This is a genomic window from Rhodanobacter denitrificans (assembly GCF_003335105.1).
GTDB classification, from domain to species: Bacteria; Pseudomonadota; Gammaproteobacteria; order Xanthomonadales; family Rhodanobacteraceae; genus Rhodanobacter; species Rhodanobacter denitrificans_A.
In genome coordinates, this window is sequence record NZ_QFWQ01000010.1 from 91,206 (window position 1) to 106,383 (window position 15,178).

18 protein-coding genes are annotated in these 15,178 nt (G+C 66.8%); 11 read left to right on the top strand and 7 right to left on the bottom strand.

Going from position 1 to position 15,178, the window contains the following annotated elements:
• The first annotated feature begins 152 nt into the window (after nt 1-152).
• The 7 genes from DEO45_RS15370 to DEO45_RS15400 all read left to right on the top strand — a co-directional run bounded on the left by DEO45_RS15370 (nt 153) and on the right by DEO45_RS15400 (nt 5,877).
• On the top strand, nt 153-722 hold the full coding sequence (locus DEO45_RS15370) for an NADPH-dependent FMN reductase (protein WP_114345425.1): 570 nt from the start codon (nt 153-155) through the stop codon (nt 720-722).
• A gap of 74 nt (nt 723-796) precedes the next feature.
• Nucleotides 797-1,426 (top strand): glutathione S-transferase family protein, encoded by a 630-nt coding sequence (locus tag DEO45_RS15375; RefSeq protein ID WP_223250902.1) that lies wholly within the window; start codon nt 797-799, stop codon nt 1,424-1,426.
• A 168-nt stretch (nt 1,427-1,594) separates the two neighbouring features.
• Nucleotides 1,595-2,965 carry an FAD-containing oxidoreductase gene (locus DEO45_RS15380; protein ID WP_114345430.1) on the top strand — a complete coding sequence of 457 codons (1,371 nt, stop codon included), beginning with the start codon at nt 1,595-1,597 and terminating at the stop codon, nt 2,963-2,965.
• A gap of 123 nt (nt 2,966-3,088) precedes the next feature.
• Entirely contained in the window at nt 3,089-3,436 is a 348-nt protein-coding gene (locus DEO45_RS15385) for a YciI family protein (protein WP_114345433.1), read from the top strand.
• 1 nt (nt 3,437) lies between these two features.
• Entirely contained in the window at nt 3,438-4,688 is a 1,251-nt protein-coding gene (locus tag DEO45_RS15390; RefSeq protein WP_114345436.1) for an RNA polymerase sigma factor, read from the top strand.
• Between the two features lie 124 nt (nt 4,689-4,812).
• Nucleotides 4,813-5,388 (top strand): peroxiredoxin family protein, encoded by a 576-nt coding sequence (locus tag DEO45_RS15395; RefSeq protein WP_114345439.1) that lies wholly within the window; start codon nt 4,813-4,815, stop codon nt 5,386-5,388.
• A 123-nt stretch (nt 5,389-5,511) separates the two neighbouring features.
• Nucleotides 5,512-5,877 carry a YciI family protein gene (locus tag DEO45_RS15400; RefSeq protein ID WP_114345441.1) on the top strand — a complete coding sequence of 122 codons (366 nt, stop codon included), beginning with the start codon at nt 5,512-5,514 and terminating at the stop codon, nt 5,875-5,877.
• 34 nt (nt 5,878-5,911) lie between these two features.
• Here the strand turns inward: DEO45_RS15400 and DEO45_RS15405 are convergent, their stop codons facing one another.
• From DEO45_RS15405 to DEO45_RS15420, 4 genes are all read right to left on the bottom strand, one after another.
• Nucleotides 5,912-6,622: a DUF899 family protein gene (locus DEO45_RS15405; RefSeq protein WP_114345443.1), complete on the bottom strand. Its 711-nt coding sequence runs from the start codon at nt 6,620-6,622 to the stop codon at nt 5,912-5,914.
• Between the two features lie 139 nt (nt 6,623-6,761).
• Nucleotides 6,762-6,971 carry a hypothetical protein gene (locus DEO45_RS15410; protein ID WP_114345445.1) on the bottom strand — a complete coding sequence of 70 codons (210 nt, stop codon included), beginning with the start codon at nt 6,969-6,971 and terminating at the stop codon, nt 6,762-6,764.
• A gap of 77 nt (nt 6,972-7,048) precedes the next feature.
• A complete protein-coding gene (locus tag DEO45_RS15415) occupies nt 7,049-7,666 on the bottom strand; it encodes a glutathione S-transferase family protein (protein ID WP_114345447.1) in 618 nt (205 codons plus the stop codon).
• A gap of 47 nt (nt 7,667-7,713) precedes the next feature.
• Nucleotides 7,714-8,661 carry a threonine ammonia-lyase gene (locus tag DEO45_RS15420; protein WP_114345450.1) on the bottom strand — a complete coding sequence of 316 codons (948 nt, stop codon included), beginning with the start codon at nt 8,659-8,661 and terminating at the stop codon, nt 7,714-7,716.
• 135 nt (nt 8,662-8,796) lie between these two features.
• Between DEO45_RS15420 and DEO45_RS15425 the strand changes: the two genes are divergently transcribed.
• Nucleotides 8,797-9,276 carry an Lrp/AsnC family transcriptional regulator gene (locus DEO45_RS15425; RefSeq protein ID WP_114345452.1) on the top strand — a complete coding sequence of 160 codons (480 nt, stop codon included), beginning with the start codon at nt 8,797-8,799 and terminating at the stop codon, nt 9,274-9,276.
• Between the two features lie 118 nt (nt 9,277-9,394).
• On the top strand, nt 9,395-10,117 hold the full coding sequence (locus DEO45_RS15430; RefSeq protein WP_114345455.1) for a glutathione S-transferase family protein: 723 nt from the start codon (nt 9,395-9,397) through the stop codon (nt 10,115-10,117).
• A gap of 21 nt (nt 10,118-10,138) precedes the next feature.
• On the opposite strand, the gene DEO45_RS15435 is transcribed toward DEO45_RS15430, so the two are convergent.
• A complete protein-coding gene (locus DEO45_RS15435) occupies nt 10,139-11,383 on the bottom strand; it encodes an MFS transporter (RefSeq protein WP_114345457.1) in 1,245 nt (414 codons plus the stop codon).
• 34 nt (nt 11,384-11,417) lie between these two features.
• Nucleotides 11,418-11,816, bottom strand: a complete 399-nt coding sequence (locus tag DEO45_RS15440) for a DUF3224 domain-containing protein (RefSeq protein ID WP_114345460.1) — start codon at nt 11,814-11,816, stop codon at nt 11,418-11,420.
• A 320-nt stretch (nt 11,817-12,136) separates the two neighbouring features.
• On the opposite strand from DEO45_RS15440, the gene DEO45_RS15445 reads away from it, so the two are divergent.
• Nucleotides 12,137-13,291, top strand: a complete 1,155-nt coding sequence (locus DEO45_RS15445; RefSeq protein ID WP_114345463.1) for a GGDEF domain-containing protein — start codon at nt 12,137-12,139, stop codon at nt 13,289-13,291.
• A 777-nt stretch (nt 13,292-14,068) separates the two neighbouring features.
• Here DEO45_RS15445 and DEO45_RS16530 read toward each other — a convergent pair.
• Nucleotides 14,069-14,347 (bottom strand): hypothetical protein, encoded by a 279-nt coding sequence (locus DEO45_RS16530; RefSeq protein WP_147269709.1) that lies wholly within the window; start codon nt 14,345-14,347, stop codon nt 14,069-14,071.
• Between the two features lie 325 nt (nt 14,348-14,672).
• Between DEO45_RS16530 and DEO45_RS15450 the strand changes: the two genes are divergently transcribed.
• Entirely contained in the window at nt 14,673-15,137 is a 465-nt protein-coding gene (locus DEO45_RS15450) for a toll/interleukin-1 receptor domain-containing protein (RefSeq protein ID WP_223250903.1), read from the top strand.
• The last annotated feature ends 41 nt before the right edge of the window (nt 15,138-15,178 follow it).

Genomic DNA, 15,178 nt, shown 5'->3' on the forward strand with positions numbered 1-15,178 from the left:
AACAACGATGGCAATGCGCCGCGGTGCGGCGAAGGAGCGGCATCGTAACCCAGCCGCCGCCTGGCGTGACGGGGGCAAGCCGGCCCGGTTGCCATCCGCGTCACCGTTTCCGCATTACCCTTGCCACTCCTGTCGCTGCTCCGAGGTGGAACATGGCCGTTCTGGTGGGTTTTTCCGGCAGCCTGCGCAAAGGCTCATTCAATGCCTCGCTGCTGCGCGCCGCCGTCGCGGCGATGCCGGGCGGCAGCCGGCTGCAGGTCATGTCGATCGCCGCGTTCCCGTTGTACAACGGCGACGATGAGGCCGCGCACGGCATTCCGGCCGAGGTGACGGCGCTCAAGGAGGCGATCGCCGCGGCCGACGGCCTGCTGATCGCCACACCCGAATACAACAACAGTATTCCCGGCGTGACCAAGAACGCGCTGGACTGGCTGACCCGGCCGCCGGCCGACATCCCGCGCGTATTCGCCGGCAAGCCGGTGGCGCTGATCGGCGCATCGCCCGGCGGCTTCGGCACCATCCTGTCGCAGAACGCCTGGCTGCCGGTGCTGCGCACGCTCGGCGCGGAACTGTGGACCGGCGGCCGCCTGATGGTGTCGCACGCGGGCAGCGTGTTCGATGCCGATGGCGCCATCGCCGATGCGCGCACCGGCGACCAGCTGAGCAAGTTCGTGGAAGGCTTCGTCGCGTTCGCGCATGGCGGGTCGACGGGAAAGGCGTGAAAGCCGCGGTTGGTTGATGGAACGCAGGAGGTGGCGCCTTGTCCCGTACGAGTGATACGACCGACGTGAGTCCGGTGCCGCGGATCACCGGCCGCAGCAGTTCGCATTTCACCCGCCTGGTGCGCGTGTTCGCGCAGGAGCTGGACGTGGCTTGCGAGTTCGTCCCGGTCTACGACCTGGCGTCGCTGGATGCGCGCGACTACGCGGGGAACCCCGCGCTCAAGCTGCCGGTGCTCACGAAGGACGGGGCGACGGTATTCGGTGCCGAGAACATCTGCCGCGTGCTGGCGGAATCCGCACCGGCGCAGCGGCGCATCGTCTGGCCCGAGGATGCGCGCGACCTGCAGGCGCGCAATGCGCAGGAACTCGTCTGGCACGCCATGCAGGCGCAGGTGCAGCTCGGCTTCGGCACGCAGGTCGCGCAACTTCCGGCGGACAGCATCTACTTCGTCAAGGCCGCCGCGGGATTGCGCAATGCCCTGCAGTGGCTCGACGAAAGGCTGCTGCCTGTCATCGCCACGCTGCCGCCGCGCGACCTCAGCATGCTGGAGGCATCGCTGTTCTGCCTGGTCGAGCACCTGGCTTTCCGCGTCACCGTCCCGCTCGCACCCTATCGCCACCTCGCGGCTTTCGCCCGGGAGTTTGGCAAGCGGGCATCGGCGCGAAGCACGGCTTACCTGTTCGATGTGCCGCCCGATGGTTGAGGGGCGGGAGGCCACGCTGTTCCCCTGGACGGCGGCTTCACGGAAATTTGTCGGGCCTGTCCGGTGGTTCGCGTTACAACAACCGCCTTCATGCAGGAGTGACGACATGGTTCTCCACGGCTATGGGTCGACGGCGCGCGGTGCGCTGCAGTTCGCGGCTGCAGCGTCGTGAGCCGCCGTTTCGACGCGATCATCGTCGGCGCCGGCCAGGCCGGGCCACCGCTCGCGAGCCGGCTGACCGGCGCCGGCCGATCAGTGGCGCTGGTCGAGCGCAAGCTGTTCGGCGGCACCTGCGTCAACACCGGCTGCATGCCGACCAAGACCCTGGTCGCCAGCGCGCGAGCCGCGCACATGGCCCGGCGTGGGGCGGATTTCGGCGTGGTGCTGGCGGGCGGCGTGGGCATCGACATGGCCAAGGTGAAGTCGCGCGCCGATGCGGTCATCGCGAACGCGCGCCACAACGTGCGCGCATGGCTGGACGGCATGGACGGCTGCACGGTGATCGAGGGCCACGCACGGTTCGAGGACGCGCAGACCTTGCGCGTCGGGGAGGAACGATTCACCGCACCACAGATTTTCCTGAACGTCGGTGCCCGCGCGTCGGTGCCGGACATGCCCGGCGTGCATGACATTCCCTATCTCACCAATACCTCGATCCTTGACCTGGACCGCGTGCCGCCACACCTTTTGATCGTCGGTGGCAGCTACATCGGGCTGGAATACGCACAGATGTATCGCCGCTTCGGCGCGCGCGTCACTGTGGTGGAAAAGGGTCCGTACCTGATCGGGCACGAGGACGAGGACGTCTCGACGGCCGTGCGCGGGATACTGGAAGGCGAGGGCATCGAGATCCGCACCGGCGTCGCCGAGCTCGCGTTCGAGCGCGCAGGCGAGGGGATCCGGGTGACCGCCGATGGCGGGCGGATCGACTGCAGCCACGTGCTGCTGGCGGTTGGGCGCGTGCCCAATACCGACGATCTCGGCCTGGAGCAGGCCGGCGTGACAACGGACAAACGCGGCTACATCGGCGTCGACGACGGGCTGCGCACGAACGTGCCGGGCATCTGGGCGCTGGGCGACTGCAACGGGCGGGGCGCGTTCACGCATACGTCCTACAACGACTTCGAGATCGTCGCGGCGAACCTGCTCGACGGCGAGCACCGTCGCCTCAGCGAGCGCGTCAGCGGCTACGCGTTGTACATCGACCCGCCGCTGGGGCGTGTCGGCATCGGCGAAACCGAGGCGCGCAAGCGCGGCCGCCCGTTCCTGGTCGGCAAGCGGCCGATGGCCCGGGTCGGGCGTGCGGTGGAGAGGGACGAGACGCAGGGTTTCATGAAGGTGATCATCGACGCCGGCACGAAGGCGATCCTCGGTGCCGCGATCCTCGGCATCGAGGGCGACGAGGCGATCCACGGCATCATCGACATGATGACCGTGGGCGCCACCGCCACGCAGCTGCAGCGCACGGTGCCGATCCATCCGAACGTGTCGGAACTGATCCCCACGCTGATCGCCGAAGCGCGCCCCGCGGACGGCTAGGGCGGCAGTCCGGATGCATCGCCATCGCCCTGGGGGATCGGCCGTGTCCAAATCGGGGAACCACGCACGTCATAGGCATGGTGGAGCATGCTGCCCGCCGATCACCTGGAACGGAGAATCACGATGCAATATCTACTGATGCTGTATGCGGAGGAAGGCGGCTGGTCGCGGATGTCGCCGGCCGAGCAGGAACAGGGCGTCGCGGCCTACGGGGCCTATACGCAGGCGTTGAAGACGGCGGGCGCGCTGGTCGGCTCGAACCGCCTGCAGGGCACGGCGAACGCGACCACCGTGCGCGTGGCGAACGGCAAGTCGCAGGTGCTGGACGGCCCCTACGCGGACTCCAAGGAGCAACTGGCCGGCTACTACCTCATCGACGTCGCCGACCTGGACGCCGCGCTCGCCTGGGCGGCGCGCTGTCCGGCCGCGAGTCACGGCATTGTCGAAGTGCGGCCGGTCTGGAGCATGTAGCTTGGATCGCACCGCGCAGGCACGCCGTGCGGCGGATGCGGTGGCCCGCCGCAGCTACGGCAAGCTGGTCGCCTTCCTCGCCGCTGCCATGCATGACGTGGCAGCGGCCGAGGATGCCTTGTCTGAAGCCTTTGCCACGGCCCTGGCGGACTGGCCGCGCAACGGCTGCCCCGCGAATCCGGAAGCGTGGCTGCTGACCGTGGCCAGGCGCAAGGGGATCGACCGGTTCCGGCGCCATCGCAACGGCGAAGCGGCGGCCGTGCAGCTGCGCATCCTCGCCGAGATCGAGGAGAGCGCGGTGGCCGAAGGGGATGACGCCGCCATCCCCGATCGGCGCCTCGCGCTGTTGTTCGCCTGCGCGCATCCGGCCATCGATGCCGGCATCCGCGCGCCGTTGATGCTGCAGGCGGTGCTCGGGCTGGACGCGAAGGCGATCGCCGCGGCCTTCCTCGCCTCGCCGGAGGCGATGGGCAAGCGGCTGGGGCGGGCGAAGCAGAAGATCCGGCAGGCCGGCATTCCCTTTGCCGTTCCTGCGCGCGACGAACTGGCCGGGCGGCTGGACGGGGTGCTGGAAGCCATCTACGCCGCCTTCGCGGAAGGCTGGAGCGATCCCGGCGGCACCGATGCGATTCGCCGCGACCTCACCGCGGAGGCGCTGTTCCTCGCCAGGCTGGTGGCCGGCATGCTGCCGCAGGAGCCGGAGGCGCTGGGCCTGCTGGCCTGCATGCTGCATGCGGAAGCGCGCCGTTCCGCGCGCCGCACGACGGCGGGTGACTACGTGCCGCTGGCCGAACAGGATGTCGCTCGTTGGGATGCGGCGATGATCGACGATGCCGAGGCGCTGCTGCTGCGTGCCAGCCGGCTGGGCCGTATCGGCCGCTACCAGCTCGAAGCCGCGCTGCAGTCGGCCCATGTCGAGCGTTGCCGCAGCGGCCGCACCGACTGGACGCCGGAGGTGCAGCTCTACGACGCGCTGTTGGTGCTCAGCGACTCGCCGGTCGTCGCGCTCAACCGCGCGCTGGCCATCGCGGAGCTGCAGGGCCCGCAGGCGGCGCTCGAAATCATGGATGCGCTCGCCGCCGATGGCCGGCTCGTCGATTACCAGCCCTACTGGGCGGCGCGGGCGGCATTGCTGGCCAGGACCCACGCCTGCCATGACGCGCGACACGCCTTCGACATCGCGATCGGCCTTGCCGCCGATCCCGCCGTGCGCCGTTTCCTGCAGGGTCGCCAGGCTGCGCTGCCGGGCTGAGCCTGCGGCCATTCCTCGCCGGCAAGCGGCACGCCGCCGGGGACGGGGGGAAGATGTACGCTGCACGGCTGAAGTCGTGTCTGCTGCAGATAACGCGTCTATACATCGAGGAAGGAGATTTGCGATGACGCCGGAACCGGCCCCCGAGTGGCGTACCGTAGCCTGGCTGAACAGCCCCCAGCCGCTGGGCCTCGGCGATTTCCGTGGCCGGGTGGTGTTGCTGCACGCCTTCCAGATGCTCTGCCCGGGTTGCGTGGCGCACGGCATCCCGCAGGCGCAGCGCGTCGTGAAGCTGTTCGAGGGCGCGCCGCTGGCGGTGGTCGGCCTGCACACGGTGTTCGAGCACCATGCGGCGATGGGACCGGAATCGCTGCGCGCGTTCCTGCATGAGTACCGCGTGCTGTTTCCGGTCGGCATCGACGCACCGGGTCCGGCCGGCGACCCGATTCCCTGCACGATGCGCGCGTATGCCATGCAGGGCACGCCGACCACGATCCTGATCGACGCGCAGGGGCGGCTGCGTCGCCAGGTGTTCGGCGTGTACGACGACCTGCTGCTCGGTGCGGAGATCGGCACGCTGCTGGTCGAGGCGGGGCAGCAGCGCCTCGATGCCACCGCCGAGGCGCCCGCGTCGGAACGTTGTGCCGATGGTCGCTGCGATGTGGGTGCCGCGGCGATGGAGCGGCACCCGCTTTCGTAGCAGTGCGCAGGCGGCACGTGTCGATCCGGCCCGTATTCGTTCGTCGCCATGGCAGGAGCGCGATGGGCGGGCCGGCATGGGGCCGGTCGCGCGGCTGCGCCATGACCTGCGGGAGCGACGACGATGCGATTCCTTTCGATGATCCGGCTCAACGAGAACACCGGGCAACGGCCCAGCCAGCAACTGATGGACGACATGGGCAAGCTGATGGCGCAGATGATGGCCGACGGCACGTTGCTGGACACCGCAGGGCTGCGGCCGACCGCGGAAGGCACGCGCACCCGGTTGTCGCACGGCAAGCTGACGACGACGGACGGCCCGTTCACCGAGACGAAGGAAGTGATCGGCGGCTACGCGCTGCTGCAGGCCGATTCGATGCAGCAGGCGCTGGAGCTGACCCGGCGCTTCCTGCAGGTGCATGGCGACGAGTGGGAGATCGAGTGCGAGCTGCGCCAGCTGGACGAGAGCTGCGTTCCACCGCGTCCGTGAACGGCTGGCGGCGGCTGCACCGCCGCCGGCAGCATCAGTAGTCGAGCTTGGGGTACCAGTCCGTGCCGCGGCCTTCCGGCGTGCAGTCCAGGATGGTCCACAACGGCATCAGGTCCGGCGCGCCGCGCGGGTCCTGGCCGGGGTCGGCGCTCTCGAAGCCCATCTCGCCGCTCCAGAAGTGGCGGATCGTGCCGTCACGGCGGGTGAATACGTTGAAGGCGGCCTGGTCGCCGTCGCCGCCGTCCGGGTCGACGGCGAAGTAGTCACGGCTGTAGGCGCCGTCGGTATCCGAGTACAGCCGCAGATCGCGCCAGCCGCGTTCGTTCTTGAACGCGACGAGGCGCTCGATCGGCGAGCGCGCCACCACGGCGAGAGCCACGCGCTGGCCCACGTCGCGCGCCTCGCCGTCCCACGCGCTCAGCAGCGAGGTGCACATCGGGCAGGGCCGCGCGCGCTGCGGGCCGAACATGTAGCTGTAGACCACGAGGGTCTGCCTGTCGCCGAACAGGCCGGCGAAATCGACCGGCCCGCGTTCGCCCCGGAAACGGTAGTCGCCGGTCACCTCGCCGCCGGGCGGCAGCGCGCGGCGCAGTTCGGCGACACGCTCGATGTGCCGGCGCAGCTCGATCTCCTCGGCCAGCAATGCGGTGCGCGCGCGGCGGTAGGCGCCACTTTCGTTGGGGAAGCGCATGGGGTTGCGCGCAGCCAGCTCGGCGGCGGGCACGAGGGTGGGAGTGTTTTTCATGGTCGGCCTTCCTCAGGTAGGAAAAAGCGGCTGCTTTCTCCAGACGACGAACGAGGTCGAAATAATTCGACATCCCCGGGGAACATGGTTGAACGGCTCCTGCCACGGCGATCGAACCGGAAGCGAGGCGCAAGTCAAGTCACTGTCTATGCAGCTCGCCGCTGCCAATCCCAAGGCACAGGCGCAGCGTCAGCATGCTTCGGCGCGGCAGTGTGGCCTGTTGGCCGGGGGCTTCGACGACGGGTTGCACGGGAGGCGCCGGCGCAGCCGCGCGGGACAGTCGTTGCGCCAATCGCCAGTCAGCGACGTGGCCGTGCAGGAACAGAAGATCGGTCCAGAGGGAGCTCATGTTTCTTGCCTTGGTGGGGAGGGGTGAGGCGGTCGTATGCGCGCCATGCGCCACGGCTATTCCGCTCGTTGCGTGGATCAGTCGCTCGTATCGCCGCGAAGAGTCGTCGCGCGCATCGATGGCCGCGTGCAGAACCCGTCATACCAGGACGACAGGCGTGGTCGTCCCACCCGGAAAGCACAAACATTGCGGAATTCGATCCAGCTCAGGGTGGTCGCCAAGGCGATGGCACCGATATCGACGGCGTCGTGCGTGGTCATTTCCCGTTCCAGGTAATCGCAGGCTGCGATGACTTTCTCCAGCTGGCCGTCCCGCATCGCGGGCCATCGCAGCGATTCGGGGCGGCGCTCGGCTTCCCATCGCACGGCGATGCCGGCATCGGCCATGCCCTGTGCAAGCGCCTGCCATTGCAGTGCCCTGTAACGCCGCTTCGGATCGGCGGGGATCAGCGTCGAGCGCCCGTGCAGGTTGTCCAGGTAGTCGCAGATCACGTTCGAGTCGAACAGCGCCAGCCCGTCGTCACACAGCAATACCGGCACCTTGCCCAGCGGGTTGAAGGCGAACACTTCGGCGTTTCGCCGCGTCGGGCTGGTTTCGTGATGGATGACTTCCACTGCCCCGGCCAGGCCCAGTTCATGGACGACGACAAGCACCTTGCGGGCGTAGGGCGAGTGGGTTTGATACAGGAGTTTCATGAAGCGGCTGCCTCCGGAGAATGTTCTGGCGCGCGTGATGCGGCGGGTCAGCCGGACGCCGATAACCGGTCGCGCATCTCCAGCGAGACGTTTCCGCCACTCAGGACGGTGGCGACGCGGCGGCCTGCGTAGCGCTCACGATCGGCCAGGATCGCGGCGACTCCGACCGCACCGGCGGGTTCCGTCACGCGATCGAGATGCCGGCGGACCAGCAGCATGGCATCGAAAATATCTTCCTCGGACACGGCTACAACGTCGTTGCAACAAGCACGCAGGTTGGCGAGCGTGGATGCGATCGGCACGCGTACCGCGATGCCGTCGGCGAGGGTTTCTGCGCGATCGGTTTCAACGGGCAAGCCGGCCTCGAGCGAAAACTTCATGGCAGGGGCGTTGCGCGCCACTACCGCAATGATTTCGATATGCGGTGCCAGCTGGCGCAACACCGTACCGATGCCGGCAAGCAGCGCGCCGTTGCCCAGTGGCAACACGATGGCGTCGAAGGACGTGTCGTGCAGCAATTCAAGCGCGATCGTGCCCGCGCCTTCGGCAAGCGCCGGTTCGACGCCATCCTCGACGAAGCGGAGGCCGTGCTCGTTCGCATGGCGTCGCGCGACTGCTTTCGCCGCATCGAAATCGACGCCGACGAGACGGACGTCCGCACCGAACCGACGCATGGCGTCGACCTTGACGCCATTCGCGTTTTCCGCTGCAAACACTGTGCAGGAATGGCCGTGCCTCGCTGCCGCGCGTGCAAGCCCTTGCCCGAAGTTGCCAGCCGAGGCGCAAACGAGGCCTTCCGTTTCCCTCAGGCCGGTCGCGCAGAACAATTCGGTGCCGCGGCCCTTGAACGAGCCGAGCGGATTGTCCAGTTCGACCTTGGCCAGCACCTGGCAACCCAGGTGCATGTCGAGCCGGCTGTCGGTGGCGACCGCCGAGTCGAGAAATACCGGATCGATGTGGCGCGATGCGCTGAGGATATGTGCAAGATTGGGCATGGGTGCAGTACCGGAGAACGCGAGGCGCGGGGTGGGACGACCGACGACCCATGCTAAGGTTCGGCCCCGCGGCGTTGCCGCATTTCCCGCCCGCCCGGCGGGTTTTTTCCCTGATCAGCGGCGGATGGGCGCCTGATGCCGATGGAACTCGACAAATTCGATCGCGGGATTCTCGCGATCCTCCAGCGCGATGCGCGGCGCTCGGCCGAATTGATCGGCACTGCCATCGGCCTGTCGGCATCGGCGGTCCAGCGACGGATCGCGCGCCTGCGGGAGGAAGGGGTGATCGCGGCCGAGGTGGCCATCGTCGATTCCAGGGCGATCGGGCGTCCGCTCACCTTGATCGTCGATGTCGAGGTGGAGCGGGAACGTTCCGAACTGCTGGTAAGCCTGAAACAATGGATAGCCGCCGAGCCTGCCATCCAGGAGGCGTGGTATGTGACGGGAGAGGGCGATTACGTCTTGATCGTCACGGCGCGCGATGTCGACGGCTACGATGCGCTCATGAGAAAACTGATCGCGGAGAACGCCAATGTGCGGCGCTTCCAGACCCGCGTGGCACTCGGAACCTTGAAGCGGGGGCAGCTTGTTCCCGTGGAACCGACCTCCGAGTAGCGCCAGGCCCTGGGCCGGCTGCGAGAATTGCCGACCGCGCGATCCGGTCGCCGCTACTGACACAATGTTGTCAGCAACCCGTCGACACACTGTCCGTACCTTCCCGCCGAGTTCGCCCATGTCGTCAACCGGTCTCACCCTGTATGCCAGCCGCGCGGGTTTCGGCCTGCCGGACACCAGCCCGTTCGTACTCAAGACGGAGGCGCAACTGAAGATGGCCGGCGTGGCCTATGAGCGCGCCTCCGCGATCCCGCCGCAGGCGCCGAACGGCAAGCTGCCCTTCATCGACGACCATGGCGAGGTGGTGAGCGACTCCACCTTCATCCGTGCGCACCTCGAGCGCAAGTACCGCGTGGACCTGGATGCGGGACTGGATGCGCGCCAGCGCGCACAGGCCTGGGCGATCGAGCGCCTGCTGGAGGATCATCTCTACTTCGCGATGCTCTGGTTCCGCTGGATCGATCCGGACAGCTTCGCCAGGGGGCCGGCGCACTTCGCCGACGCTGCGCCGGAAGCCGAACGCGCGGCGCTGCGCGAGCAGATGCAGGCGCGCAAGTCCGCCGAGCTGCATGCGCAGGGACTAGGCCGGCATGCGCCGGCGCGGATCGCCGAACTGGGCATGCGCTCGATCGACGCGCTGGCGCTGCTGCTCGGCGACCGGCCCTTCCTGATGGGCGACGAACCCAGCGCCGCGGATGCCACCGCCTTCGGGATGCTCGCCTGCACCGTCACGCCGTTCTTCGACACGCCGCTGCGCCGCGCGGTGGAGGCGCAGCCGAACCTGGTGGCCTATGTCAGGCGGATGATGCAGCGCTTCTATCCCGGACACGCCTGGGCTTGAGCGCATCCTGCACGGCGTTGTTCAGCCCGGCGCGGGCCGGTTCCTGCGCACCCGCCGGGCCACCGGCACCAGCGCGAGCAGCGCCACGATCGCGAAGCCGGCACCGACGAGGAAGGTGGCGCGCGAGCCGAACGCGTCCCACAAACCGCCGGCCACCACGCTGGCCGCCAGCAGAGCCAGCCCGCTCACCAGGTTGAACATGCCGTACGCGGTGCCGCGCAGGTCGGCCGGTGCGGTGTCGGCGACCATGGCGGCCAGCAGGCCCTGGGTCATGCCCATGTGCAGGCCCCACAACACCACGCCCAGCGTCAGGCCGGCCAGCCCGCCGACGAGGGCCAGCGCCAGGTCCGACAGCACCAGGATCAGCACGCCCAGCCCGAGCAGCATGCCGCGGTCGAAGCGGTCGGCCAGCACGCCGACCGGGTAGGACGACAGGGCATACACCACGTTCATCACCACCAGCACCAGCGGGATCAGCACTAGCCCCAGACCCAGTTCCTGCGCGCGCAGCACCAGGAAGGCCTCGCTGAAACGGGCCAGGGTGAACACCGCGGCGATCGCCACCACGCCCCAGTACAGCAACGGCAGGCGCGCCAGTTCGGTGCGCGACAGCGGCGAGCGCGCTCGCTTCTTTTCCACGCTGTCCGGCACGTCGTGCACACCGAACACCACCAGCGCGAACGCGGCGAAGGCCGGCAGCACCGCGAACCAGAACACCAGCCGGATGTTGTCGGCAGCCAGCCACATCAGCGCGATCGCCAGCGCCGGGCCGAGGAACGCACCGACCGTATCGAGCGACTGACGCAGGCCGAAGGAAGCGCCCCGCAGTCCGGCCGGCGCCAGGTCGGCGATTAGCGCATCGCGCGGCGCGCCGCGGATGCCCTTGCCGATACGGTCCACGAAACGCGCGGTGACCACCCAGCCGACCGTGCTCGCCAGCGGAAAGATCGGCTTGGTGAACGCGGCGAGGCCGTAGCCGATCGCCACCAGCAGCTTGCGTCGGCCCAGCCAGTCCGACAGCGCGCCGGAGAACACCTTGGTGATCGCCGCGGTGGATTCGGCGATGCCCTCGATGAAGCCGACGGCGAGCGCCGAGGCGCCGAGCACGCTGACCAGGTACACCGGCAACAGCGCGTGGATCATCTCCGAGGAGGTGTCCATCAGCATCGAGACCATGCCCAGCGCCCAGATGCCGGCCGGGATCCGGCGCAGCACGGAGGGCGTTTTCGCCATGGTACTGCTGGGTACTTCCATGTGCTGGTTCATCGAGGTGCTTCCGGGGGGTGCGTGGTCGGGTCGCTCAGCGGCCGGGCAGGGTGTAGCCGAGATCGTAACCGTGCTTGCCGTCGGCGATGGTGATCGTCATCGTGCCGCCGAGGCCGGCGAGCTCGCCCGTGCCGGAGCCGGGTACCACCGCCACGGTCCACTCCTGCGGCGTGCCGTCGACCATCAGCGCGCGGTGCACCAGCACGAACGTGCCACTGCGGCCGTGCAGCTTGCCGGCGACCTTCTCCAGCGCCACGTAGGCGCCGGAAGTGGTGCCGTCCCCTGCCGCCAGCATCTCGCCCTGGCTGGTGGCGTCGAGGTCGCCATGGAACTGCTTGTCCAGCGACAGCCGCGTGAGGCCGGAGGCCCGGGCCTGCGGGTTGTCGGGGGTTTGCGGGGTGATGCTGACGTCGAAATGGCCGGTGGCATGCATGGCGATGGGCTCCGGGAGGGCAGGTGCAGGTGCAGCGGTGGATACGCCTGCAGCGAGGATGGACACGGCGAGCATGGGCAGGCGAGGAGCCGTGGCTTTCGTGGAAAACTCCTGCGCGGTTTCAGCGTGCTGGCAAAGTGTCGCCCGCAGAGTATGCGCTGCGGGGGCGGGTGCGTTGGGGCTGGCACGGCGTGGTATCGGCCGGGGATGCCGGCATCCTGCCGTGCTACCTTGCAGGGCGTGGCGGCCCGAAGGTCCCGCGTGCGCATGACGGAAGCGGCACGCCGGCCCTGGCTTTCGGTCTGCATACGGGACTAGGCATGCACTTCGACCTCTTTACGCTCGGCGTCATCGGCGCGGCCATCGGCATCGCCATTTCGATAAGTTTCACCCTGCTCGGGCTGGTGCTGCGTGGCCTGCCGGCGCTGCGCATCTGGGCCACCGCGTTCTGGGTGATAACCGCCGCCGCGCTCACCCAGGGCCTGAACGAAAACGGCAGCCTGCTCTCCACGGTCGTGGGTGGCGGCCTGATCGCGGTGGCCAATGCGCTGATGCTGATGGGCATCGCCATCCACCTGCGCTACCCGCTGCGCTGGCGCTGGCCGCTGGCGGTGGTGGGCCTGTTCGTAGCCTGCCAGGTCCATGTCTACCTGTCACCGCCGACGCAGACGGTCTCGGCGCTGATGTTCGGCGGCTACAGCGTGGTCTGGGACGCATGGATGGTCTGGGTGCTGATGTGGCGCTCGCCGCGGGACATGCGCAATACCTGCGGCTTCACCGCGCTGATCTTCATCATCGATGCGCTGTTCTACCTGCTGCGTTCGGTGGTGGTGCTGTTTCCGCAGCTGTTCGCGCACTCGCCGCTCGACGAACTGCTCACCACCTGGAACTACCTGTTCGGCATCCTGTCCTCGTTCCTGCTGAGCACCGGGTTCACCCTGATGCTGGCCGAACGGCTGACCCTGGACCTGCGCCGGCTGGCGCGCACCGACGGGCTCACCGGCCTGCTCAATCGCAACGCCTTGATCGAGGCGGGCGAGCGCCTGGTGGAGGCCTGTCGCGCGCGCGGGCAGGCCTGCAGCGTGCTGATGTTCGACCTGGACCACTTCAAGTCGATCAACGACAACTGGGGCCATGCGGCGGGCGATGCGGTGCTCAGCCATTTCGTCGGGGTGATCCGTGGCACGGGGCTGGCCCGCGAGGCGCTGTTCGCGCGTTACGGCGGCGAGGAGTTCATGCTGGTGCTGCCGGCCATCGCGCCCGCGGCCGCCGACGCCCTCGCCGAGCGCATGCGCGCCGCCGTGGCGGCGGAACCGGCATTGTTCGAGGGCCGCAGCATCGACATCACCACCAGCGTGGGCGTGGCCACGGCCGGCGACGCGAATTTCGAACAGCTGGTCAATGCCGCCGATGTCGCGCTGTATCGGGCCAAGCACCAGGGCCGCAATCAGGTGGCGTGGAATCCGGCGGCGTAAAGAGAGCCGGGGCATGGGCGGGTGGGCTTTCCGTCCCGGAAACGCGAACCCACCTCCTTATCTCCCCGGTGCGCCTGCACCGACCCGGCAGCCACGGCATTTCCGCACACGGTCATACCCGCACTTTTGCCTGTGTAACTCGTACACCCTCAAAAGGGTTGGATAACACCGCTGCCTGTATCTGCGCCGATGCCGGAGCTGGTGCGCAAGGGCCTGATCTGCTTTAGGAATTGTGCGCTTGTGCGGTCAGGGGCGGAGCCGCATACTCGGTGCAATACCCCACTTTTGGGGTCTACTAAGCGTTAGATTTGTCGCCAACCAAAACAGGGGGGGTTGAGATGGCTCTTTGCAAGAACGGTCAACGTTTGACGCAATCACAAGATGCAGCATTCGATGCTACGCATGGTCCAGGTACAGCAGCGCCACACCCTGGCATCTACCGTTGCACTTCATGTGGTGACGAGATCGCAATTGCGGGCGGGCACACGCTGCCACCTCAGAATCATCGGCAACACAATCCGGCCAATGGTCAAATTAAGTGGCAGCTTCTGGTATATCCAGTTCAGCAAAACTGAGAGACAAGTCTAACAGTTCGTTCAAGGCGGACGGCTACGCCGCCGCTGAACTCCAGCGTTAGCGCCTATGAGATCACTACAATTCTGTACAGCGTTTTGGTTGATTCTTAACCTTAGCGGCTGTGCTTCTCAGACAGCGCCTTGGAAGCAACTTGTTGCGCGCAACACTACGACGACAGCGAAGGTGGTCAGTACAAACTGTTCAGATCATGGCAGCGTTGTATACCGCTTCACCGCCAATGGTCATGACTACACAAATGTCTCGTATTGGATTGATCATCCATGCGACCAAATCAGGCCGGAGGACCCGATCTTGGTTTACTACGATCCGGTTGTCCCAAACACGAACACAACCATGAGCCCAGCGGATGCCTTGTGTCACTATCAAAGTGAGGCCGTTGTTCCATATTTCATCGCAGCCTTTTTGGCGGTCGTAGGCGCGATTCAGCTCGCTCGCAAATTGCGTTAACAATTCGTTCAAGGCGGACGGCTACGCCGCCGCTTAACTCCAGCTTTAGAGCGAACTAATCACTACTCCCTGCACGTAAACATTCAGCCCAACATCGAAGGATTGATATATGGCCAGATGCACAGCACCAATACGGGGACATAGTTCGGCGGCTGCCGCAGCCGCGTGTCCAGCTTGCCGTTATCGCAGCAGTTCACGTTACGGCGGTGGTTATGGCAGCTCGTACTATCCATCCACGAGCAGCTCCAGCTACAGCAGTTCACGCGGCGGCGGTCGCAAGAGTTCAAAGCCTCGCTGGTCCAGTGTAGGATCTGCGGTCTTCTACACACCTCAAGAGGTGCAATCGCTAACGCCAATCCGTGAATCGGTGGAGGCTCAGGCTACCCGACATCCGGACCGGCGCGATGTGTTTCTTTGCCACGCGTGGGATGACCGGCAGGGGGCAGCAAAGCAACTGCACGACCTGCTCGAAGCTGTTGGTGTCAAAGTCTGGTTCAGTGAAAAAGATCTTGGTCTCGGCGTTCCCATGATGCGCGCAATTGATAAGGGGCTAGCCAACTCGAAGGTCGGCCTAGTGCTTGTAACGCCAGCGCTTCTGGCACGCCTTCCGAAAGAGAGCGTCGCTGACAAAGAACTCTCAACACTACTCGCAGGAAATCGGCTTGTTCCTATTGTGCACAACACAACATATGAAGCGCTTCGCGAGGTGAGTCCGATGCTAGCCTCAAGAACGGGCCTAGATACCGCAGAGGACTCCATGTCGGAAGTGGCTGCAAAAATTGCCGAGCTTGTTGCACCGTAAAGACGGTGCGCTCTAACAACTCCGTAGGAGACTTCCCCGTC

Coding starts and splice junctions, on each gene's coding strand:
- DEO45_RS15410 (WP_114345445.1), bottom strand. CDS start 6,971: ATGAGCTCCCTCTGGACCGATCTTCTGTTCCTGCACGGCCACGTCGCT.
- DEO45_RS15430 (WP_114345455.1), top strand. CDS start 9,395: ATGTCGTCAACCGGTCTCACCCTGTATGCCAGCCGCGCGGGTTTCGGC.
- DEO45_RS15405 (WP_114345443.1), bottom strand. CDS start 6,622: ATGAAAAACACTCCCACCCTCGTGCCCGCCGCCGAGCTGGCTGCGCGC.
- DEO45_RS15440 (WP_114345460.1), bottom strand. CDS start 11,816: ATGCATGCCACCGGCCATTTCGACGTCAGCATCACCCCGCAAACCCCC.
- DEO45_RS15370 (WP_114345425.1), top strand. CDS start 153: ATGGCCGTTCTGGTGGGTTTTTCCGGCAGCCTGCGCAAAGGCTCATTC.
- DEO45_RS15425 (WP_114345452.1), top strand. CDS start 8,797: ATGCCGATGGAACTCGACAAATTCGATCGCGGGATTCTCGCGATCCTC.
- DEO45_RS15400 (WP_114345441.1), top strand. CDS start 5,512: ATGCGATTCCTTTCGATGATCCGGCTCAACGAGAACACCGGGCAACGG.
- DEO45_RS15415 (WP_114345447.1), bottom strand. CDS start 7,666: ATGAAACTCCTGTATCAAACCCACTCGCCCTACGCCCGCAAGGTGCTT.
- DEO45_RS15395 (WP_114345439.1), top strand. CDS start 4,813: ATGACGCCGGAACCGGCCCCCGAGTGGCGTACCGTAGCCTGGCTGAAC.
- DEO45_RS15420 (WP_114345450.1), bottom strand. CDS start 8,661: ATGCCCAATCTTGCACATATCCTCAGCGCATCGCGCCACATCGATCCG.
- DEO45_RS15445 (WP_114345463.1), top strand. CDS start 12,137: ATGCACTTCGACCTCTTTACGCTCGGCGTCATCGGCGCGGCCATCGGC.
- DEO45_RS15385 (WP_114345433.1), top strand. CDS start 3,089: ATGCAATATCTACTGATGCTGTATGCGGAGGAAGGCGGCTGGTCGCGG.
- DEO45_RS15435 (WP_114345457.1), bottom strand. CDS start 11,383: ATGAACCAGCACATGGAAGTACCCAGCAGTACCATGGCGAAAACGCCC.